Here is a 19,061-nt window from a genome sequence, read left to right as displayed (position 1 = left end):
CGCTTTCTTTCGCCACTGATGGGTGTTCCGAACGATGTGAATGTCTTGTTGAAGGAAATGGGGCTGGAACCTTTTGAAGTATAATCCGTTTTTGAAGTGCGCAGTCGATTTTGATTGCGTCGCCGAGAATTATAATCAGGAGTATCTTCATGAAGTTTGCGTTCATTTCCGCAACCACTGCGCTAATCGTTGCCGCCGGTATTGCAGGTGCCGCCCAGGCGCAGCAGAGTGCAGCCACCGGCGCGGATGCCATCCTGACGGGACCGGGCATCACCATGGGAACGGCCGCAACCATGCCTTTGAAGTATGTCGAGATTCGCAATACCGATCTTGTGGCCTCGAAACTCATCGGCACCAAGATCTACAACAAGCAGAATGAATCCATCGGCTCGGTTTCCGATGTGGTGATCGGCGACGGCAAGTCCGTCATTGGCGTTGTCGCCAGTGTCGGCGGCTTTCTCGGCCTCGGCGAAAGCTATGTGGTCATAGATCCCGCGTCCATCGCGCTGGCGAATGAAAACGGCACCTGGAAGGCCTATGTCGACACCACGAAGGATGATCTTTCGAAGGCTCCGAAACTCGATTACTCGAAAATCATGAAGTAGGCCTCAGGGATGCCGCCGCAGTTTGCGGCGCATATGATCCTCAAATAGGCTGAATGAATATATTGGGCGGTCGCAGGGCCGCCCGATTCTATTGTGCAGGCATGGCGGGCGTGGCCTCGATTGATGTCGAGCTCAGACGCTTTGACGGCTCCAGCTCGTTGTCACATGCGTCCCGTTCGAGACATCGTAGTCGACCTGTCCTTCCAGTCGGGTTGCCATCGCATTGATGAGCTTGCGTCCGAGCCCGGTTCCTTGGGCGCGGCCGGATAGGTCAAAGCCGATGCCGTCATCGCGTATGCTCAGGCTAGCCCGTTCCGCCTCGGCCTTGAGCGTAATCCAGATGTGGCCCGACCTGCCTGGAAACGCATATTTGATCGCATTCGTCACGAGTTCGGTCGCGATGACGCCGAGCGACACGGCGTTGTTGGGCGTCACGAACATCGCATCGAGCTTCATGACCACGTCAATGTTCTGATCCTTGCTGCGCGTCGTGCTCAAAAGCTCATTGATCAACGAGCGCAGATAGGCATCGAATTCGACCTCGCCATCGTTCTCCGATGTATAGAGGCTGCGATGGACGCCGGCGATGGCGGAGATACGGCTCTGGGTTTCCAGCAGCGCCGCTTTTGCGTCTTCGGTGCTGACGGTCTGCATCTGCATGCGGATCATCGCTGAGACAAGCGCCAGGCTGTTTGCTATGCGATGGTTCATTTCGGCAAGCAGAAGCTCGGCGCGTTCCTTGGCGAGCAGCAGTTGCCGGTCGGCGGCTTCCTTTGCCCGGCGCAGTCGATGATTCTCCACCGCCTGATCCAGCGTGCTGATAAGAAGCGGAAAGAAGTCGTCGGCCGACGATTTCATGACGTAGTCGGTGGCTCCGTTGCGCAGCGCCGTGATCGCAATCTGCGCATCGCTGGAGCCCGTCACGTAGAGGATGGGGACCGTCAGCGCCTTTTCACCGATCGTCTCGAGGAAATGAAGGCCGGTGCTGTCCTGCAGATAATGATCCAGCACAACGGCATCGAACTCCTCCTGTTCAAATGACACGAGGCCGGCGGCGACCGAAGGTGCATGATGCACCTGATACCCATGCCGCGACAAAATGCGCTCCGCCAATCGAGCAAGAGCAGGGTCATCATCTACATAGAGGATTTTCGCGTTTGCCATTAGGAAGCCGAAGGTACCTGGATGACGGAGAAGAACATTCCGAGATTTCGGATCGCGTTCGCAAAGCCGTCATAGTCCACAGGCTTGGTGATGTAGACGTTGGCGCCGAGATCATAGCATTTCTGGATCTCGCGTTCGTCATCGGTGGTCGTCAGGACCACGACCGGCAGACACTTGGTGTGTTCGTTCCCCTTGATCTGTTCGAGGATATCGATGCCGGACATGTCGGGAAGATTGAGATCGAGAAGAATGAGGAGATGTCGGTCTTTATTGACGAGACCGTCGCGCTCTTCGCCGAGGATAAAATCGAGCGCTTTCTTGCCGAGCGTGAACGGAATGATCTCGTTGTGGACGCCGGCGCGACGCACGTTCTTTTCAATCAGCCTTGCATGACCTTCGTCGTCCTCGATCATGACGATCGTAACTTCCTGACCTGTCGCTCTCATGCCGATATGCTCCTTGTAATTTTTGTGAGATCCGACGGAAGCACCAGCCTGAAAATGCTACCTGTTCCCAAATCCGATTCGACGGTGATATCACCGCCAAGGTTTCTGATAAGCGAACGAACATAGGCAAGACCTATCCCTTCGCCGGACTGATCCTGGTCGCCCGCCCGTCGAAACAGCTCGAACACACGCTCCTGATCCTGCTTGGCGATGCCGCGGCCATTGTCGCGGACGTCGATCCTCACCCTGTCCCGTCCCTCGCGATAGGCGTTCACCCGCAATTCGAGGGGGCGGCCTTTCATCTGATATTTAACGGCATTGTCGAAGAGGTTGCCGACGATCTGCTCGAGCGAGAAGCGATCTGTAATCAGATTGCCTACGCCAACCGAGATTTCGGCTTTGCCGCCGGCATCCACGATCTGATGATGGACACTCGCTGCGGTCGCATCGAGTAGGCTTTTCAAGTCGATCTGTTCCGGCTGCAACTTGCGCCGCCCGTCACGGGAAATTTTCAATATCGCGTTGATTAGCGAATCCATTTTCTGTGTCGACGAACGGATGAAGCTGACGGCTTCGGGCAAATCCTCCTCGACGGCCAGGCGTGCCTCGCGAATATCGTTTTCATCCGGTTTGCTTTTTTCGGTAAGCACATAGGCGCGCAGCGATTTCATCGAGTTTTCCAACTCGCTCAGGAAGCCCATGATGTTGACCAGCGGCGCGCGCAGATCGTGCGTGACGATATAGGCGAAGCGTTGAATCTCCTGGTTGGCGCGTATCAGGTCCTGTGTTCGCTCGTTCACGCGTTCTTCCAGCCCCGTGTTGAGGCGCAGCACCGCTTCCCGCGCCCGGGAAAGGTCGCGTATGTGCTGGAAGATAATGGCAATCGCGCCGGCAAGCACGATGACGATCGCAAGGGCGCCGCAGATCGTAACCCAGCGAAGGTTCCCGGCGGCGGACAATTGGTCGGAGACGATCGTGCGCAAGCGATCGTCGATTGTGGCCAGGAAGCCGCCGAGTATGCTCCTGATATTATGCATGTAGAGTTCGCCCGTGTTGGTTTTCACCAACGCGACGGCGTCAGGCATGTCTCCTTGCTGGGCATAATCAATGGCGGTCTTCAACTCGGCCATCTTGAGATCGATGGCTTGATCGAGGCCCTTTAATTTGCCGGCATAGTCAGGATCGGCGGAAGCAGCTTCCATCAATCTGGTGCGGCGGGCGGGAAGTTCGGCGACGGCTTTGTTGTAGGGCGCAAGATACGAGGCATCGGTCGTCAGCAAGTAACCGCGTTGCCCGGTCTCCGCATCCTGGATCGTGCTCAGCAAATCCGCCCCGAAGCTGCGTAACCTGCGCAGTTCGGTGGTGCGGGATGAGTAATCGCTATTGAGCTGCACCAGCCATAGGGATGAGCCGACGATGACGACAAGGACAGCGATCCCGAAGATCAAGGCCAACAGCGTCGACCGCAAGAAATGCATATTCGATTTCATGTATATCCATCCGCGCGGTGGGACGCGGTGTTTTGTATCGCGACAAATGGCTAAAGGAAAGCACAACATCGTGGGAGCGTGTTGCAAGTTTTTGGTTGCGATCCCACGCGCTCATGAGACGTCAATTATTGTCCCGGTTCAAGCTGGTCGTCTGGTCGTAATGCTAAGCAAACCAACGCAGATTTAGCTGCAGAAGAATTTTATAATAATTGCAGCTGCCGGGCAGGTGTCCCGAAACGGGGCAGTTACTTGTGGAACTTAAGCTTATGTTTTCCAGCTTCCAGTCGGCCTATGGATTGCCGATCTGAAAATCGATTTGGTGGCCGTGCTGTCGTACGCACCCCTGACGACAGCCGGGAGTCCCGGGGTCGGCCCCTCAGTCGGGACCGGGATTCTCGTCAGCGGAGGTGGCGCCAACCTCCCTTACCTTGCAGGGGGCAGGCAGATTCATGCGACATGGCGCCGGAAACATCATTCCCCGTGGTTCACTAGCGCTTTATCCTGATAGACAGATGTCATAACTGAGGGATCGGCGAGACAGACACTTCAGACACGCATGAACGAGACGCAGAGGAAGCCGGCATATGAGAATTACGACAATTACGAATTGGGCCTACGGGATCACCGTGGTTCTGACCGTGCTGTCTGCCGCAGCTTTCATTCTGTCGGCCCGAAGCGCCACCCAGGAAAGGCAGGCGGTGGAGCAGCACCTGCTATTGAACAGCATGGGCGAGGAGCTTGCCTTGGGAGCAGAGGAGACGACGGATGAAGCGCGTCTCTATGTCATGCGCGGCGATGCCAGGCACCTCGATGCCTTCACCGTCGATGAGGGTGAAGAGCGCCGCCGCGATACCGCGATCAATGCGCTGCGCAACCTTGGCATCCCGGATGGTGAACTTCAAATCGTCGAGCAGGTGGCGACCAATGCGGAGGCGCTCGACAAGGTCGAGGAGACGGCCGTTGCAAGCTATACCGGCGGCAATCAGGCGGGTGCCCGCGAGACACTGTTCGGTCCGGAGCACGAGCGTACTCAAACGGCGCTGCTCAACGCCGTCACCCAGTTTCGGTCTCTGGCCTCCGCGCGCACCGAGGCCGCTGTGCGCAGCGCGCAGGCACGCAGCGATCTCTGGGCTGGTGTCGCCAAGGTGATGCTTGCTTTGACTGCCGCGATATTTCTTGCGGTCCTCTACTTCATCCTGCGGCGGAGGGTCGCTCTGCCGCTCGTGCGCATGACGGGGATCGTCAATCGGCTGGCAAACCAGGATTACACGGTCGAAGTTCCCAACGATCGCCGGGGAGATGAGATCGGCGAGATGAACGATGCGATACAGGTCTTCCGCGAGAACGGTCTGGAGCGCAACCGGCTGGATGCCGAGCGCAAGCGGGATCTGCAGACCAAGGATCTCATCTTGCAGATGATGCACCGCCTCCAGGCCTGCTACGCCCAGAATGAGCTGGCTGAGGTTGTAGCCCTCTTCGTGCCGCAGATCTTTCCTGGCATTGCCGGCTGCCTCTATACAATGAACGAGAGCAGATCGGCGCTGTCCGAGGTCAGCCGATGGCTCGATCCGGCTCACACAGAGCCGTCTTTCCCGGCCTCGGCCTGCTGGGGGCTGCGTCGCGGACGACCGCATGTCAGCCATGTCGCAGACAATGATATTTCGTGCCAGCATCTGGATGAATCAGGCGTTCCGGGGCTCTGCGTTCCCTTGACCGCGCTCGGCGAGGCGATCGGCCTGCTCTATTTCGAAGATCGCACGAAAGATGCGACCGCCGTGGATGCGCCGCAGCTTTACCTCGAGCTGATCGCCGAAAATATCGGCCTTGCCATCGCCAATCTGCAACTGCGGGACAAATTGACCAGCCTCGCGGTGCGCGATGCGCTGACCGGCTTGTTCAACCGCCGGTCCCTCGACGAGGCTTTGAACACGCTCCACCGCGACCAGTCCGCCCGGACCGTCGTCTGCATGATGATCGACATCGACCACTTCAAGCGTTTCAATGACGAGTTTGGCCATGATGCCGGCGACGAAGTGCTGCGCCATGTCGCGCAGATCGTCTCCGACACGGTCGGCGGTGCCGGCACGGCCTACAGGTTCGGTGGGGAGGAACTAACGGTGATTGCGACCGATATTGCCGATGAGGAGGGCTTCCGGTTGGCGGAGAAACTCCGCACCGGCGTGTTCACCACGCCCTTTTCCTATCGTGGCCGTATCGTCGGGCCGCTTTCCATCTCAGTCGGCGTAGCCTCCTCTCCGATTTCCGGGCCGACGACGACCTTGATCAACCGTGCCGACGGCGCTCTGCTGAAGGCGAAGCTGAGCGGCCGCAACCAGACAGTCGCGGCCTTTGCGATGGCAGCGCAAGAGGCGTTGAAAAGAGGCTAGCCCATCGCATCCTCCAGGGGCTGCTCTATTTCCCGCCGTAGGGTATTGGCAAAACCCTGGGTTTCATTCAGCATGCGAAACAGCGTTGCCGTGCTTCGGCCCGAAGCGCTGCAGGCGTCAAATATCGTTGTTCTCGATGGCGCATAAATGTGTCTCGAAAGGCGCATCGGTCGGTTGCGCTGGTAATTGCGAAATGGGAGTGGAGATTTCGTGACTACATCTCACACAGCAACATCCCTAGCCGGTACGGCTTCCCAGGCATTGGGTCTTGATTCGGAAGTTGGGCGCAAGCTTCTGGCCGGGATCGAAGCCGGCCTGCTGCGGGACCTGCATGTCGTACTTGCCGCTCGCTCGGAGCATGTGTTCCTGGAATATTATACGACTGGTCGCGATGAAAACTGGGGTGCGGCGCTCGGCGATGTCCCATTCGACGCGGAGACGCTTCACGATCTTCGCTCGGTCACCAAGAGTGTCGTCAGTCTTCTCTATGGCATCGCACTGGACAAGGGGTTGGTGCCGCCGCCCGAAGCGTCGCTTTTCGCGCAATTTCCCGAATATGCCGATCTCGGTGCTGATGGCGATCGCTCCAAGATCACCATTGAACACGCACTCACGATGACGCTCGGAATGGAATGGGACGAGGACCGTCCCTATACCGATCCCCTGAACAGCGAAATCGCCATGGAGAACGCGCCGGACCGCTACCGCTTCATCCTCGATCGCCCAATCATTGCCGAGCCGGGAACGCGCTGGATCTACTCCGGTGGCAGCGTCGCGCTTGTAGGAGCAATCATCGAGCGAGGCAGCGGCAAATCCCTGCCCGATTTCGCGCGGGAAGCCTTGTTCGAGCCGCTTGATATCGCGACATTTCATTGGTCTACCGGACATGACGGCGTGGCTTCCGCAGCGTCGGGGCTGCGTTTGACTGCCCCTGATCTGCTGAAGATCGGCATGCTTGTTCTGCAGAAGGGCATATGGCGCGGCCAAAGGATCATTTCCGAAGACTGGATCACACAGTCGCTGACACCGGCGATTCCAACTGGAGATGGTCTGGGCTACGGCAGGCTCTGGTTTTGCGGCGATGCGCCGGCCCCGGCATTTCCCGATACGCGACGATGGTGTGCGGGGTTTGGAAATGGCGGACAACGACTTTGGCTGATGCCCGATGCGGACATCGCCGCCGTCATCTATTCCGGCAAATACAATGAATGGGACGCGTGGATTACACCCACCCGGATCTGGCGCGAGATCATTCTTGCCAATTTCCGGGAGGTTTGAAGACGTATCATGGCCTTGTCTGAAGATGGTTTTCCCACACTCTCGACCGATCGCTTGCGGCTGCGCGAGCCGACCGCTGATGATTGCCAAGGCTGGCACGAACTGCTTTCGATCCCCGAAGTCACACGGTTTTCGAACTGGCCGGATGCACCGAAGAAGCCTCAGGCAGAGCGATCGTTGAAATGGATGTGCACGGCCTTGTCCAAGGGGAAGGGCTGCGCGTGGATCATGGAAGAAAGCGTATCAGGACGGCTGATTGGCGCCATCCGCTTCAACAGCATCAACCGTCATTCGAGAGTGGCGGAAATTGGGTATGAACTCCACCCGTCATCCTGGGGCAAAGGACTGATGAGCGAAGCGGCGCGGGCCATCGTCCGATGTGGTTTCGAAGATTTTTCGCTGAACCGTATCGAGGCCTGGACGCTGCCGGGAAATGTCGGATCCGATCGGGTGCTCGAAAAGGCAGGTTTCCGATATGAGGGAACGCTTCGTCAGAAGGCATGGTTCAAAGGGGCATTCCATGATTTCCGGATGTTCGGCTGCCTTGCCGGCGAACGATAGGGGTTGCTTTTCTGCAATGCGGTGCTTGGCAGGTCAGGCCGGTACGGCGGATTGAAAATAGTCTCGCGGCGCCCGCCCAAGGGAGCGCCGAAACATGGCGGAAAAAGCACTCGGGCTGTCGTAGCCGCATTCCAGGGCGACATCGAGAATGCCTCTTCCTTCCGCCAATAAAGTCAGGGCCTTCAGCATTCGCGCCTGCTGGCGCCATTTGCCGAAACTCAATCCCGTCTCACGTTGAAATAGCCGCATGAAGGTTGCCCGGCTCATATGGAGCTGCTGGGCTGCCTGTTCGACGGAGAGTTCGCGAGCAAGTTCGTTACGCATCCGATGGCAGAACTCGGTGAGTACCGCATGCGTTGGCATCGGCAGGTTAAGCGGCTGCGCCGGCAGGAAGCTCAGTTCGAGAAGGAGCAAGCGGATAACGGCGTCCGCCATTTCCTGCTTATCGGACTTGTCTACGAGTTCGGCGAGCCGGAGGATAAGCTCGCGCAGCAGCGGCGTAACCTCGACCACCATGCAGTCTTTCGGCAGGGCCGCATTGCTCTCGGCCTCGATCAGCAGCGAGCGAAATCGAACGCTCGTATGGCTTGTGGTGACATGCTCGAGGTTTGGCGGCAGCCAGACCGCGCGGCTTGGCGGGACGACCCAGGTGCCGCTGCCCGTCGTCAAGGATATCACGCCGCTAACGGCGTAGAGGAGTTGCGCCTGATGGTGGCTGTGCCTGGGGCTGGAGAAACGGTGATCATCATGCGCAATGACGGCAACGTCGTCAGTGACGCTGACGCCGAACTGCAAATATGCCTGATCCTTTTGCGACGATAATTGATCCATACGCGTGAGAATATCATGGTCGGGAACGATAACCTAGTGTCCGTTCAGGCAGGAATCTCTCGTCAGGTGTCTATCTTCTTCCGCAATATGCATGGCTTCGACAGGCTGCGTCCAGCAGCCATCGGAGCCTTGCATCTGCAGGCAGGCTCGACTGACGCGCTTGTCTACCTGCTTGTTTCCGTTGCGCTGCGACTTAGCGGCGGTCGTCGGGACTGACGGCATCCCGGCGACCGTAGGTTGCTGTCCGCTTTTTCCCAAAGTACCAGCACGCAACGGAGCGGATCATGCTGAAGAACCCCGAAACCAAATATCGTCCCTTTATCTCGCCCATCGAATTGTCTGATCGGCAATGGCCGAGCAGACGGCTCGCCAAGGCGCCGCGCTGGCTGTCCACGGATCTGCGCGATGGCAATCAGGCACTTGCCAATCCGATGGATGTCGAGCGCAAGCTGCGCTTCTACGACATGCTGCTCGCCTCCGGCTTCAAGGAAATCGAAGTCGCTTTTCCATCGGCCTCGCAGATCGAGTTCGATTTCGTCCGCGCCTTGATCGAGGAAGATCGGATTCCCGAGGATGTCGCGATCCAGGTGCTGACTCAGTCACGCAGCGATCTCATCGCCAGCACCTTCGAATCCTTGATTGGCGCCCGCAAAGCCATCGTTCATCTCTACAACGCCACCGCGCCGCTCTTCCGCCGCGTGGTTTTCGGCATGGAGCGGCACGAGATCGTCGATCTCGCCGTCAACGGTGTGACAGCGATGCTGGAGGAAAGCCTCAAGCAGCCGGATACCGACTGGACCTTCGAATATTCGCCTGAAACCTTCTGCTTCACCGAGCCGGATTTCGCGCTTGAGATTTGCGAGCGCGTTCTCGACGTCTGGCAGCCGACAGTGGATCACCCGGCTATCCTCAACCTGCCCGCCACGGTCGAGGTGGCAATGCCGAACGTTTATGCCGACCAGATCGAATGGTTTTGCCGCAACATTTCTCGCCGAGAAGCCGTCGTGATCAGCGTTCATCCGCATAATGATCGGGGCACGGCAGTGGCCTCAGCCGAACAGGCCCTGCTTGCCGGCGCCGACCGCGTGGAGGGCTGCCTTTTCGGCAATGGCGAGCGCACAGGCAATGTCGATCTGGTGACGCTGGCGATGAACCTCTACACGCAGGGCATCGACCCCGAGCTTTATTTTCCTTCTATTCGCGAGGTGGTTGGCACGGTGGAATATTGCAACGGCCTGCCTGTTCATCCGCGCCATCCCTATGCGGGCGAATTGGTACACACGGCTTTCTCGGGCTCGCACCAGGATGCCATCCGCAAAGGGTTTGCCGCCCACGAACGCCGCAACGACGGCATTTGGGAAATGCCCTATCTGCCCGTCGATCCCGCCGATATCGGCGAGAGCTACGAGGCGGTCATCCGCGTCAACAGCCAGTCGGGCAAGGGTGGCGTCGCCTGGGTGATCGAGCAAGACAAGGGGCTGAAATTGCCGCGCGCCATGCAGGTCGATTTCAGCAGGCACGTGCAACTTCTCGCCGACGAAACCAAGCGGGAGCTGACCGCCGAGGATATCTGGGCGGAATTCGTCCGCGCCTATCGCCTCGATGATACCGGCAGCTTCACTTTGGTCGACTATGAAGGCGGTTTTCGCCGAGGCTCCGGGTCGGAACGCATCTTCACCGGCCGCATCCACAATCGGGATCGAGAGATTGGCGTCTCGGGTCGCGGCAATGGTCTCGTCTCGGCGGTGCTAGCGGCGCTTGCTGAAGCCTTTGGCGTGGTGTTGAGCGTCATCGACTATCAGGAGCACGCGCTTCGTCGCGGAGCGGACGCAAAGGCAGCCGCCTATCTGCAATGCGCCTGGCCGGACGGCAGGCAGGTCTTCGGCGTCGGCATAGACGACGACGTTGCAATGGCAACGGTCAAAGCGGTCCTCAACGCAGCAAGCGCGGCCGAGTGACGACGCTTGGCATCGTTCGCTATCGGTCGAGAAACCGGCCGGTAGCGGCAATCGTCATGCAGCGGTAGCAGGTGCCGGATCAATCGACTTGCTGTAACCAGCCGCGATAGTGGACGATCAAGCCGATGACAGGCAGGGCGATCGAGACATCGAAGTGGAAACGATCGCTCTCCGACCATTCATAGGCCGTACTGCGCGGCGCAAGAAAGAGCGGCAGAGGAACGCCAAGAAATGACCATCCGCGGATCTCCATGCTAAGCCCGTTGCCGCGCAGGAGGAGATCGAATGCGAAGCGAAGCGGACCGAAGCGCTCGACGAGATGACCCTTGTCCTCGCTTAAGTAACTGGAAAAACGCAATCCCGAAAAGTCGCGGGTCCAACACTCGGTGCCGCTCTCTTCCTCGAAGGAGACATGCAGAGGATGAATTCCCTCTGGGGGAAATCCGAACAGTTTGGCGACCAGGCGGGCGGCAAGGGAGGCTCCGCGACTGACGACTCCTTCACCCTCCGCCCCGCCGTCGCCGAAGACTTCATGCATGGCACGCACCGGCGGTGACAGCAGAGGGAAGGCTTGGCCCATGACGCGCTGATAAAGCGGTGTATAGGACAATTCCCTGGTCTCGTCGGCGATTGTCAGTGCCTGAAACAGTTCACGGAACTCGGCAAGCTGCGAGAGACCGCCGGCATGCCGGGCGCCGGGCGAAAGCCGGCCGTCTCGCAAGGCGCGCGTCAGCAATTGCGCGGGAAGGGTCGGGATTTCCACGCCATCGCCATTCTCGGCAATCAACGTCCAGCGCCTGGCCTTCATCGCACCTCGCGCAATCCCTTTTGCCTCTATCGTAACGGCCGAACGCGCGGTGCCGAATCGCGCTGTGAGACCCTGAAGCGGCAGAAGCAAACGCTCAAATCCGCGCAGCGACGCGATCCAGCCCCAAGCGACCGGCCAGGATAGCAGCCACAATGCCAAGGTCTGGAAGGCAAATTCCGGTCCGGCCCGAAAGATGACACTCGGCCGCCCCTTTGCCTCGCTGACCAGCAGATCATGATCCGGCACGTCGGCGAGCGCGACCAGTCGCTGCAAGCTCGGCCGCCCGGAAATGGCGTAGGTTTCCCGCTTCAGCATGTGCCAGCCGATCTTGTCCTGCCAGCGCCGGCCGCGCCACACACGCACCGGCTTGCCGACATAGCTCAAGATCGCGGATGCGACCGAGGCTCCCGCCGTTGCGCGGTTGGAAGCGCCGATAGACATCTCGATCGAACGTACCTCGTCCATGTCATGGGTAAGTTCGGTGACGACGACGCTGGACAAGGCAGGAACGCTCGATGCACCTGAGATGATGCAGATCGCGGCCGCTCGGGCTTGTTCATCGAGCTTGCCAATCGCGCCGACGAATTCGCGGGCATCGGCGAGGTCGATATAGTGGACGCCGGCATTGATGCAGGCTTCGGCAACCCGGTAGTCGCTCTGCTGGAACGGGCCTGCGGCATCGATAAGCAGAAATGGTTTGTGCGCGCGGAGCACGGCGGCCATGTCGCCATTGCGGTCGGCGCGCAATGCGCTAGCATTCGGCAGCTGCCGGGCAAGGGCGTCCGCCGCATCATAGTTACGCCCGGCGACCAGAACCTCGAAACCGTCGCCCGCCAGCCGTCGTGACAGGCGCGAACCGAAGCCGCCATAGCCGCCAAGAACGAGGACTTTCTTCAAAGGATGCGGTCCGCCTGCTCTGCTGTCGGCAGCCAGCAGGTCTCGCGCTTGCCGAAGATGCGGTAGCGATTGCGGGCCAGCCAGCGATAGGCGGGATCGCGTAGCCCTTTTGGAACGAGGCGCAGCAGGGAGAATGCTTTCCAGGGCCAGCCGAGGCCGGCATAGATGCCAAGCACGGCATCGCTGTCTCGCAGCACCTGCGCACCGTCAACGACGATCATGCTGTCCGGATCGGCGGGGTCGATGCCGAAACGCCGATAGAGCCCCGCCCCGGTCTCATCTTGCATGGAGGCGAGGCGAAAGCGGCCGACATGGTCATGGCGCAGCACGAACTGGGCATTGGCCGAGCACAGGACGCACATGGCATCGAAAACGATGATAGGGCCTTGATATTGGCTGGTATTGCTGTCGCTCATGCGCGCGTCGGAGTTCCTGCGGCGGGTTCTACCGACAGCTTTGCCCGGCTACGAGCTATGCGTCAATTGCAGGATCGTAAGCGGCCGCTCGCGAGCGCACAAAAGCGTGTGATGCGGATCATGACGGGGCGCAGAGACCGATGCTCTACCTATCTGCTGAGTAGATCCGACCCGATCGCGACGATCGGGTCGGATGTTGGGCTTAGCGGTAACGCCAGCCGCCGTGCCACCACTCGCGGTGCACCCAGTAGCGATGCCCGTCCCAATAGCCGCGTCCCGGATAGAAGGCGCCATAGGCTGGGCCAACGGGCACGACGACGACAGGTCGGCCGTTGGGGCGGCAATAGCCATAGGGGCCGCGGTGGAAACCGTAGCCGCATCCGTCGGCGGCTTCGGCTTGTGAGATCGTTGCGAAGCAGGCTGTGGCCGCCAGGGCCAGCAAGGTAATCTTTCTCATGATGTCCTCTAAAGAGCTTGATTATTATCCCTTCAGCACTTGAACGGCCGCGATCGGCAAATCCGTCGCAGCCTTTCGATATTTTCATTCGATTGTCGATGGAGCGCGGCCGCGACCGGAAAGTCGGTGCCGTCTGGATGCCATAGCCGGATCATCGGAGGTGCTTCAAACGAAACGCCTGGGAGGAGTGTTAAGCCTCGGCCTGCGTCAGGATTGCGTTTCCATTGTCTGGGATGGAAGGTTGGACTTTGCGGGACATGCTTTCTCTACCGCTGCTTCCAGCTTTGTCTCTCTGATAAGTTTCCCTCGCAGCAATGCGCGCAAGGTCATGGGCACGGTCTTGTATCGCTCCCCAAGACATAGATGCCCGTCGGAGCCGTATGCGAACAAGAGCTGGCGGCGGGCGAATATATGGGCGAGCCACAGGGCAAATGCTATTCCAACGCCCCAGCCCATCAGGGTGTCGCTTGCCCAGTGGGCACCCACCCATTGGCGCGACAGGCAGATCAATACACCGGCCGGCATGAAAACCGGACGCAGACGCGGAAAGACCAGTGCCAGCGACATAGCCATGGCACCTGCAGTCGCTGAGTGCCCGGATGGAAAGGATGCAAAGTCCGCGTGAAATGCGAAAGGCTGGAAATAGAACGCGCCATTCGTCTGCAGGAGTTCCGGCCGGGCGCGGCCGATGGTGTTCTTGAGCAGCGATGCGACAAGGCCACCGCCGGCGACGGAGAGGAAGATGAAGGCGGCGGCAGTCGCGATGAGATCGGTGCCCGTCCGTGCGGATTTACGCAATTTATGCGCCGGGGCGAGGATGGCGAATATCAGCAGGGCGCCGCTGAATGACAAAACCAGAAGTCCGGTGCCGAAGCTGCTGATCCACTTTGCCGCCCCGCGCAGCTGATGCGGGAATGATTTCATCCAGACGCCCAGCGGATAGTCGGCGGTCACCATCACCAGCAGCGACAGGGTGAGGAAAATGAGGATGATTGCAATCGGACGCTCAAGAAGAGCGCGGTTTGCCGGGGGCGAGAGCGTTGGCGCTTCGAAGAAGCGCTTGACACCATTGACCAGGCGTACGCGGCAGTTGCCGGCGATATTTGCTGGTGTTTCCTTCATGGGCTGAGAACCATGCAGGCGTACGCGCAGAAGGCCAATTGCCCGTCGCGGGCAATATGTTCGTTGATAGATTTGGCCTTCATCAAACTGGGTCTCAAGCTCCGTCTTTTCGCGCATCATTGCTACAAGAACACGCTGACAACCGCCTGAAAGGGCGTTCGCGCCGCACTTGCGTTTCTACAGGCATTGAGATTGCCTATGCATGACGCAGCCGATCGAAGTGCCCGGAATCCGGTAAGCGGCGTGCCACATCACCCTCCATCGGGCAGCAATGCTCGATATCGAGGTCATCCTGCTTGAGAGCTCGGCTGCGGCGAGGCTGAAAAGGGATGAATTGCCAAGGGGATGGCGAGCAAGACAGCTGGTAGACGCCAAAAGAGCCAGCGAAGGATTGCGTTACATGGCTTTTTTAGCGACAATCGATGTTGCGTTCGGTGGGAGGAGCCAGATGCACGAATATTCCGCGCATGCGGATCAGGTCTACGCGTCAGCACAGTCGGCCGCGGCCAGTTCTTCGGTCGTTGCCTCCTGGCGCCGCTGCATGACGATGCACCGTCTCGCGCCGGAAGAGAAACGTTTGCCAATGCGGCTGACAGGTCAGGAATTCGCGGCCGCCATGGAGCGCTCCGAGCGTCTGATTGCGGAAGCTTCCAACGAGTTGGATCGCCTCTTTCTCACAGTCGGCAAAGCTGGATGCTGCCTGCTGCTCACCGACCGGGACGGCATAGCGCTCGAGCGCCGTGGCGCTGTTGGAGACGACAAGGAGTTTCATGACCTCGGCCTATGGACAGGCACGATTTGGACCGAGGCAAGCATGGGCACCAACGGCATCGGCACCGCCTTGGCGGATGATCGGGCCGTGGCGATTTTCCGCGATCAGCATTTTCTTTGCGCCAATATCGATCTGAGCTGCACGACCGCGCCGATCCGGGATCATCGTGGGCAATTGGCCGGAGCGCTCGACATTTCCACCTGCCGTGATGACGTCAACGATGTGACTTTGGCGATCCTCTCGCAGACCGTTCGCGATGCGGCGCTGCGCATAGAGCTAAACCTGTTCAGGAGCGCCTTCGCCGGTGCCCGCTTTGTCATGGTTCCCACGGATACGGCGTCCACATCGGCGCTTCTGGCCGTTGATCGCAATGATCTCGTGCTCGGGGCGACCAAGGCGGCCCGTCTTGCGCTGAAGCTGGACGATCATCGCATTGCCGCTGGGATTCCCGCCTCGGACGTGTTGCGCGAGCAGCAAGGAGGGGCGGGCGAAGACCTGCAGGAGGCCGAGCGCGCCGCGTTGTTGCGTGCGCTTTCGCGCGCAGACGGCAATGTCTCACAGGCAGCCACGGCACTCGGCATGAGCCGCTCGACGCTGCATCGGAAGATGAAACGGCTCAATTTGCATTGATTTACCCATGACCGGCATTTGTCTGGCGCAGCTGTCGCAGAGTTGCGACACTGTGCGCTGCGGTATTGTTCGCCAACACTACCAAGTAAAAGAGGATGGACGCAGATTTCTCCCATTGGGTCCCTATCCCGGACCTGCCGACCAAGGGAGGATGGCATGCTGCATCAGAAGATCGTCGAATCTCCGTTCAAGCTGAAATACGGCAATTACATCGGTGGCGCCTGGCGCGAACCGATCGGCGGCAAATATTTCGACAACCTCACACCGATCACCGGTGGCAAGATCTGCGAAATACCGCGCTCCGACGAAAAGGATATCAATGCCGCGCTCGATGCCGCCCATGCGGCTAAGGACAAATGGGGCAGGACCTCCGTCGCCGAGCGCTCCAATATCCTGATGAAGATCGCCCAGCGCATGGAGGACAAGCTGGAAGTGCTGGCGCAGGCGGAAAGCTGGGATAACGGCAAGCCGATCCGCGAAACCATGGCCGCCGACATTCCGCTCGCCATCGATCACTTCCGCTATTTCGCCTCCTGCATCCGCGCACAGGAAGGTTCGATCGGCGAGATCGACCATGACACGGTCGCCTATCACTTCCATGAGCCGCTCGGCGTCGTCGGGCAGATCATTCCGTGGAACTTCCCGATCCTGATGGCAGCCTGGAAGCTTGCGCCGGCGCTTGCGGCCGGCAATTGCGTTGTCATCAAGCCTGCCGAACAGACACCGGCTTCGCTGCTGGTCTGGGCCGAACTGGTGGGCGATCTCCTGCCGCCGGGCGTTCTCAACATCGTCAACGGCTTTGGCCTCGAGGCCGGCAAGCCGCTTGCCACCAGCCCACGTGTCGCCAAGATCGCTTTTACCGGCGAAACGACGACCGGCCGGCTGATCATGCAATATGCCAGCCAGAACCTGATCCCCGTCACGCTTGAGCTTGGCGGCAAGTCGCCGAACATCTTCTTTGCCGACGTTGCGGCTGAGGACGATGATTTCCTCGACAAGGCGCTCGAAGGCTTCGCAATGTTCGCCCTTAACCAGGGTGAGGTCTGCACATGCCCCAGCCGCGCGCTGATCCAGGAATCGGTTTACGACCGCTTCATGGAAAAGGCGATCAAGCGTGTGGAAGCGATCAAGCAGGGCAACCCGCTCGATTCCGCAACGATGATCGGGGCACAGGCTTCGAGCGAGCAGATGGAGAAGATCCTCTCCTATCTCGACATCGGCAAGCAGGAAGGCGCGGAAGTGCTGACGGGCGGCGCGCGCGCCGATCTCGGCGGCGAGCTGTCGAGCGGCTACTACATCAAGCCGACGATCTTCAGGGGGCACAACAAGATGCGTGTGTTCCAGGAAGAGATCTTCGGCCCGGTGGTTTCGGTGACGACCTTCAAGGACGAAAAGGAAGCACTCGAAATCGCCAATGATACGCTCTACGGCCTCGGCGCCGGTGTCTGGACGCGTGACGGCAATCGCGCCTATCGCTTCGGCCGCGAGATTCAGGCGGGTCGCGTCTGGACGAATTGCTACCACGCCTATCCGGCCCATGCGGCCTTTGGCGGCTACAAGCAATCCGGCATCGGGCGCGAGACGCACAAGATGATGCTCGATCACTACCAGCAGACCAAGAACATGCTGGTGAGCTACAGCCCGAAGGCGCTCGGGTTCTTCTGAGACCTCCCAACGAAGCCAATGAGGCTCCCAGCTGTGGCTGGGGGCCTTCGTGCATTGTAAGCCAATCAAGGAGGATGATCATGGATGACATAGGCACGGAGCCGCGGGTGCTGGCGACGGACAAGGCGCTCGACCTCATCCGCGAGATACAGCAGGATCATCCCGATATCCTTTTCCATCAGTCCGGAGGCTGTTGCGACGGCTCGTCGCCCATGTGCTATCCGGTGAACGAGTTCATGATCGGCGACAACGATGTGAAACTCGGCGAGATCGGCGGCGTGCCTGTCTATATCAGCGGCAGCCAGTTCGAGGCGTGGAAGCACACGCAACTGATCATCGACGTCGTGCCCGGCCGTGGCGGCATGTTCTCCCTCGACAATGGTCGAGAGAAGCGGTTCCTCACCCGCTCGCGGCTTTTCGGCGGTGGTGAGGCTTGTGCAATTCCGGATATCGGCCGCCCGCCCGCGCAATAAACTGCGCGGATGGTGCTTGTAGTATTTGCCTAATACCCGCGCAGCACATTCCTTTGCTAGACTATGCCTGTTGGTTTTGAGGGAGGAACACGATGCCAGCAGCAAAGATTTTAATGATCACCGGTGATTTCACCGAGGACTATGAAACCATGGTGCCGTTTCAGACGCTGCTTGCCTGCGGCTACACAGTGCACGCCGTCTGCCCCGGCAAGAATGCCGGCGAGACGGTGGCGACTGCCATCCATGATTTCGAAGGCGATCAGACCTACTCAGAGAAGCGCGGTCATAATTTCGCGTTGAACGCCACCTTCGCCAGCATCCGTGCCGAGGACTATGATGCGCTGGTGGTCCCAGGCGGCCGCGCACCGGAATATCTTCGCCTGAACCCCGATGTCATCAAGGCAGTGCAGCATTTCTTCGAAGCCGGCAAGCCTGTCGCCGCCATTTGCCATGGCGCGCAATTGCTGGCGGCTGCCGGTGTTCTCAAGGGACGGACCTGCTCGGCCTATCCCGCTTGCCGCCCGGAAGTCGAGCTTGCCGGCGGCATCTATGCCGATATCGCCATCAACGATGCCGTAGCCGATGGCAACCTAGTGACCGCGCCCGCCTGGCCTGCGCATCCATCCTGGCTGCGCCAGTTCATGGCAGTTCTCGATGCGAGCGCCCTGTTGGAAGCCAACGCAGCTTGAGGCAAAACTGGGAGGCATGCATGTGCGAATTGTTCATCAAGGCCGATGCCAGGCTCTGGGAAAGCACGACGAGATCCCTGCGCATCGATGGCATGGTGACCAGCGTGAGGCTGGAGAATTTCTTCTGGTCTAAGCTTGAGGAAATTGCCCGGCGCGACGGCATGAATGTGGTGCAGCTGATCACGAAGCTACATCACGAGTCGATCGATGCCGGACATGATCTCGGCAATTTCACATCGTTCCTCCGGGTCTGCTGCTCACGCTATCTCGACCTGCAGCTTGCCGGAGATATTTCAAGCGACCTCTCCGAACCCATCGCCGGGCTCGATGCCCCGGCGATCCTCGACCGGGAGCGCCTGAAATATCATTGATTCCGGCGTGCTCTCCGCCGTGCCCCACGCGGCGGAGAGCA

Annotated in this window: 19 protein-coding genes; 11 read left to right on the top strand and 8 right to left on the bottom strand. The window is 59.4% G+C overall.

The window, feature by feature from the left end:
* Window positions 1-149: 149 nt before the first annotated feature.
* Window positions 150-605, top strand: coding sequence for a PRC-barrel domain-containing protein (locus ACQZ6F_RS04680; RefSeq protein WP_449092850.1), 456 nt, complete (start codon window positions 150-152; stop codon window positions 603-605).
* Window positions 606-737: 132 nt separating this feature from the next.
* On the opposite strand, the gene ACQZ6F_RS04675 is transcribed toward ACQZ6F_RS04680, so the two are convergent.
* Genes ACQZ6F_RS04675 through ACQZ6F_RS04665 form a run of 3 tightly spaced genes read right to left on the bottom strand, consistent with a single transcriptional unit; the run spans window position 738 to window position 3,705 of the window.
* Window positions 738-1,769, bottom strand: a complete 1,032-nt coding sequence (locus ACQZ6F_RS04675; protein ID WP_449092849.1) for a histidine kinase dimerization/phosphoacceptor domain -containing protein — start codon at window positions 1,767-1,769, stop codon at window positions 738-740.
* Window positions 1,769-2,215, bottom strand: a complete 447-nt coding sequence (locus ACQZ6F_RS04670; RefSeq protein WP_077470311.1) for a response regulator — start codon at window positions 2,213-2,215, stop codon at window positions 1,769-1,771. Before ACQZ6F_RS04670 ends, ACQZ6F_RS04675 begins: the two co-directional genes overlap by 1 nt.
* Entirely contained in the window at window positions 2,212-3,705 is a 1,494-nt protein-coding gene (locus ACQZ6F_RS04665) for a sensor histidine kinase (protein WP_077470312.1), read from the bottom strand. The genes ACQZ6F_RS04670 and ACQZ6F_RS04665 overlap by 4 nt, the downstream gene beginning before the upstream one ends.
* 584 nt (window positions 3,706-4,289) lie before the next feature.
* Between ACQZ6F_RS04665 and ACQZ6F_RS04660 the strand changes: the two genes are divergently transcribed.
* From ACQZ6F_RS04660 to ACQZ6F_RS04650, 3 genes are all read left to right on the top strand, one after another.
* Complete coding sequence (locus ACQZ6F_RS04660) at window positions 4,290-6,092, top strand: diguanylate cyclase (protein ID WP_449092848.1); 1,803 nt, start codon at window positions 4,290-4,292, stop codon at window positions 6,090-6,092.
* Window positions 6,093-6,302: 210 nt separating this feature from the next.
* Window positions 6,303-7,370 (top strand): serine hydrolase domain-containing protein, encoded by a 1,068-nt coding sequence (locus ACQZ6F_RS04655; RefSeq protein ID WP_449092847.1) that lies wholly within the window; start codon window positions 6,303-6,305, stop codon window positions 7,368-7,370.
* A 9-nt stretch (window positions 7,371-7,379) separates the two neighbouring features.
* Window positions 7,380-7,931: a GNAT family N-acetyltransferase gene (locus tag ACQZ6F_RS04650; protein ID WP_449092846.1), complete on the top strand. Its 552-nt coding sequence runs from the start codon at window positions 7,380-7,382 to the stop codon at window positions 7,929-7,931.
* A gap of 33 nt (window positions 7,932-7,964) precedes the next feature.
* Here ACQZ6F_RS04650 and ACQZ6F_RS04645 read toward each other — a convergent pair whose 3' ends face one another.
* Window positions 7,965-8,762, bottom strand: a complete 798-nt coding sequence (locus ACQZ6F_RS04645; protein ID WP_449092845.1) for an AraC family transcriptional regulator — start codon at window positions 8,760-8,762, stop codon at window positions 7,965-7,967.
* Between the two features lie 66 nt (window positions 8,763-8,828).
* On the opposite strand from ACQZ6F_RS04645, the gene ACQZ6F_RS04640 reads away from it, so the two are divergent.
* Both ACQZ6F_RS04640 and leuA read left to right on the top strand, forming a co-directional pair.
* Window positions 8,829-8,978, top strand: coding sequence for a hypothetical protein (locus ACQZ6F_RS04640; protein ID WP_449092844.1), 150 nt, complete (start codon window positions 8,829-8,831; stop codon window positions 8,976-8,978).
* 68 nt (window positions 8,979-9,046) lie between these two features.
* Window positions 9,047-10,720, top strand: a complete 1,674-nt coding sequence (gene leuA / locus ACQZ6F_RS04635) for a 2-isopropylmalate synthase (RefSeq protein ID WP_449092843.1) — start codon at window positions 9,047-9,049, stop codon at window positions 10,718-10,720.
* Window positions 10,721-10,799: 79 nt separating this feature from the next.
* On the opposite strand, the gene ACQZ6F_RS04630 is transcribed toward leuA, so the two are convergent.
* The 4 genes from ACQZ6F_RS04630 to ACQZ6F_RS04615 form a co-directional block, all read right to left on the bottom strand.
* A complete protein-coding gene (locus ACQZ6F_RS04630; protein ID WP_449092842.1) occupies window positions 10,800-12,425 on the bottom strand; it encodes a DUF4166 domain-containing protein in 1,626 nt (541 codons plus the stop codon).
* Complete coding sequence (locus ACQZ6F_RS04625; RefSeq protein WP_449092841.1) at window positions 12,422-12,841, bottom strand: thiol-disulfide oxidoreductase DCC family protein; 420 nt, start codon at window positions 12,839-12,841, stop codon at window positions 12,422-12,424. The genes ACQZ6F_RS04630 and ACQZ6F_RS04625 overlap by 4 nt, the downstream gene beginning before the upstream one ends.
* 202 nt (window positions 12,842-13,043) lie before the next feature.
* Window positions 13,044-13,298 carry a GCG_CRPN prefix-to-repeats domain-containing protein gene (locus ACQZ6F_RS04620; RefSeq protein ID WP_449092840.1) on the bottom strand — a complete coding sequence of 85 codons (255 nt, stop codon included), beginning with the start codon at window positions 13,296-13,298 and terminating at the stop codon, window positions 13,044-13,046.
* Window positions 13,299-13,505: 207 nt separating this feature from the next.
* Window positions 13,506-14,420 (bottom strand): phosphatase PAP2 family protein, encoded by a 915-nt coding sequence (locus tag ACQZ6F_RS04615; RefSeq protein WP_449092839.1) that lies wholly within the window; start codon window positions 14,418-14,420, stop codon window positions 13,506-13,508.
* 448 nt (window positions 14,421-14,868) lie between these two features.
* Here ACQZ6F_RS04615 and ACQZ6F_RS04610 point away from each other — a divergent pair, with 448 nt between their 5' ends.
* The 5 genes from ACQZ6F_RS04610 to ACQZ6F_RS04590 all read left to right on the top strand — a co-directional run bounded on the left by ACQZ6F_RS04610 (window position 14,869) and on the right by ACQZ6F_RS04590 (window position 19,020).
* A complete protein-coding gene (locus ACQZ6F_RS04610) occupies window positions 14,869-15,822 on the top strand; it encodes a helix-turn-helix domain-containing protein (RefSeq protein ID WP_449092838.1) in 954 nt (317 codons plus the stop codon).
* A gap of 156 nt (window positions 15,823-15,978) precedes the next feature.
* A complete protein-coding gene (gene adh, locus ACQZ6F_RS04605; protein ID WP_449092837.1) occupies window positions 15,979-17,487 on the top strand; it encodes an aldehyde dehydrogenase in 1,509 nt (502 codons plus the stop codon).
* A gap of 80 nt (window positions 17,488-17,567) precedes the next feature.
* Entirely contained in the window at window positions 17,568-17,960 is a 393-nt protein-coding gene (locus ACQZ6F_RS04600) for a DUF779 domain-containing protein (RefSeq protein WP_449092836.1), read from the top strand.
* A gap of 92 nt (window positions 17,961-18,052) precedes the next feature.
* Complete coding sequence (locus tag ACQZ6F_RS04595; protein ID WP_449092835.1) at window positions 18,053-18,649, top strand: DJ-1/PfpI family protein; 597 nt, start codon at window positions 18,053-18,055, stop codon at window positions 18,647-18,649.
* Between the two features lie 20 nt (window positions 18,650-18,669).
* Window positions 18,670-19,020: a ribbon-helix-helix domain-containing protein gene (locus tag ACQZ6F_RS04590; RefSeq protein ID WP_077470323.1), complete on the top strand. Its 351-nt coding sequence runs from the start codon at window positions 18,670-18,672 to the stop codon at window positions 19,018-19,020.
* Window positions 19,021-19,061 lie beyond the last annotated feature (41 nt).

The sequence above is a fragment of the Rhizobium sp. A22-96 genome (genome assembly GCF_053521805.1).
This window is presented reverse-complemented; position numbering and strand designations above follow the sequence as displayed.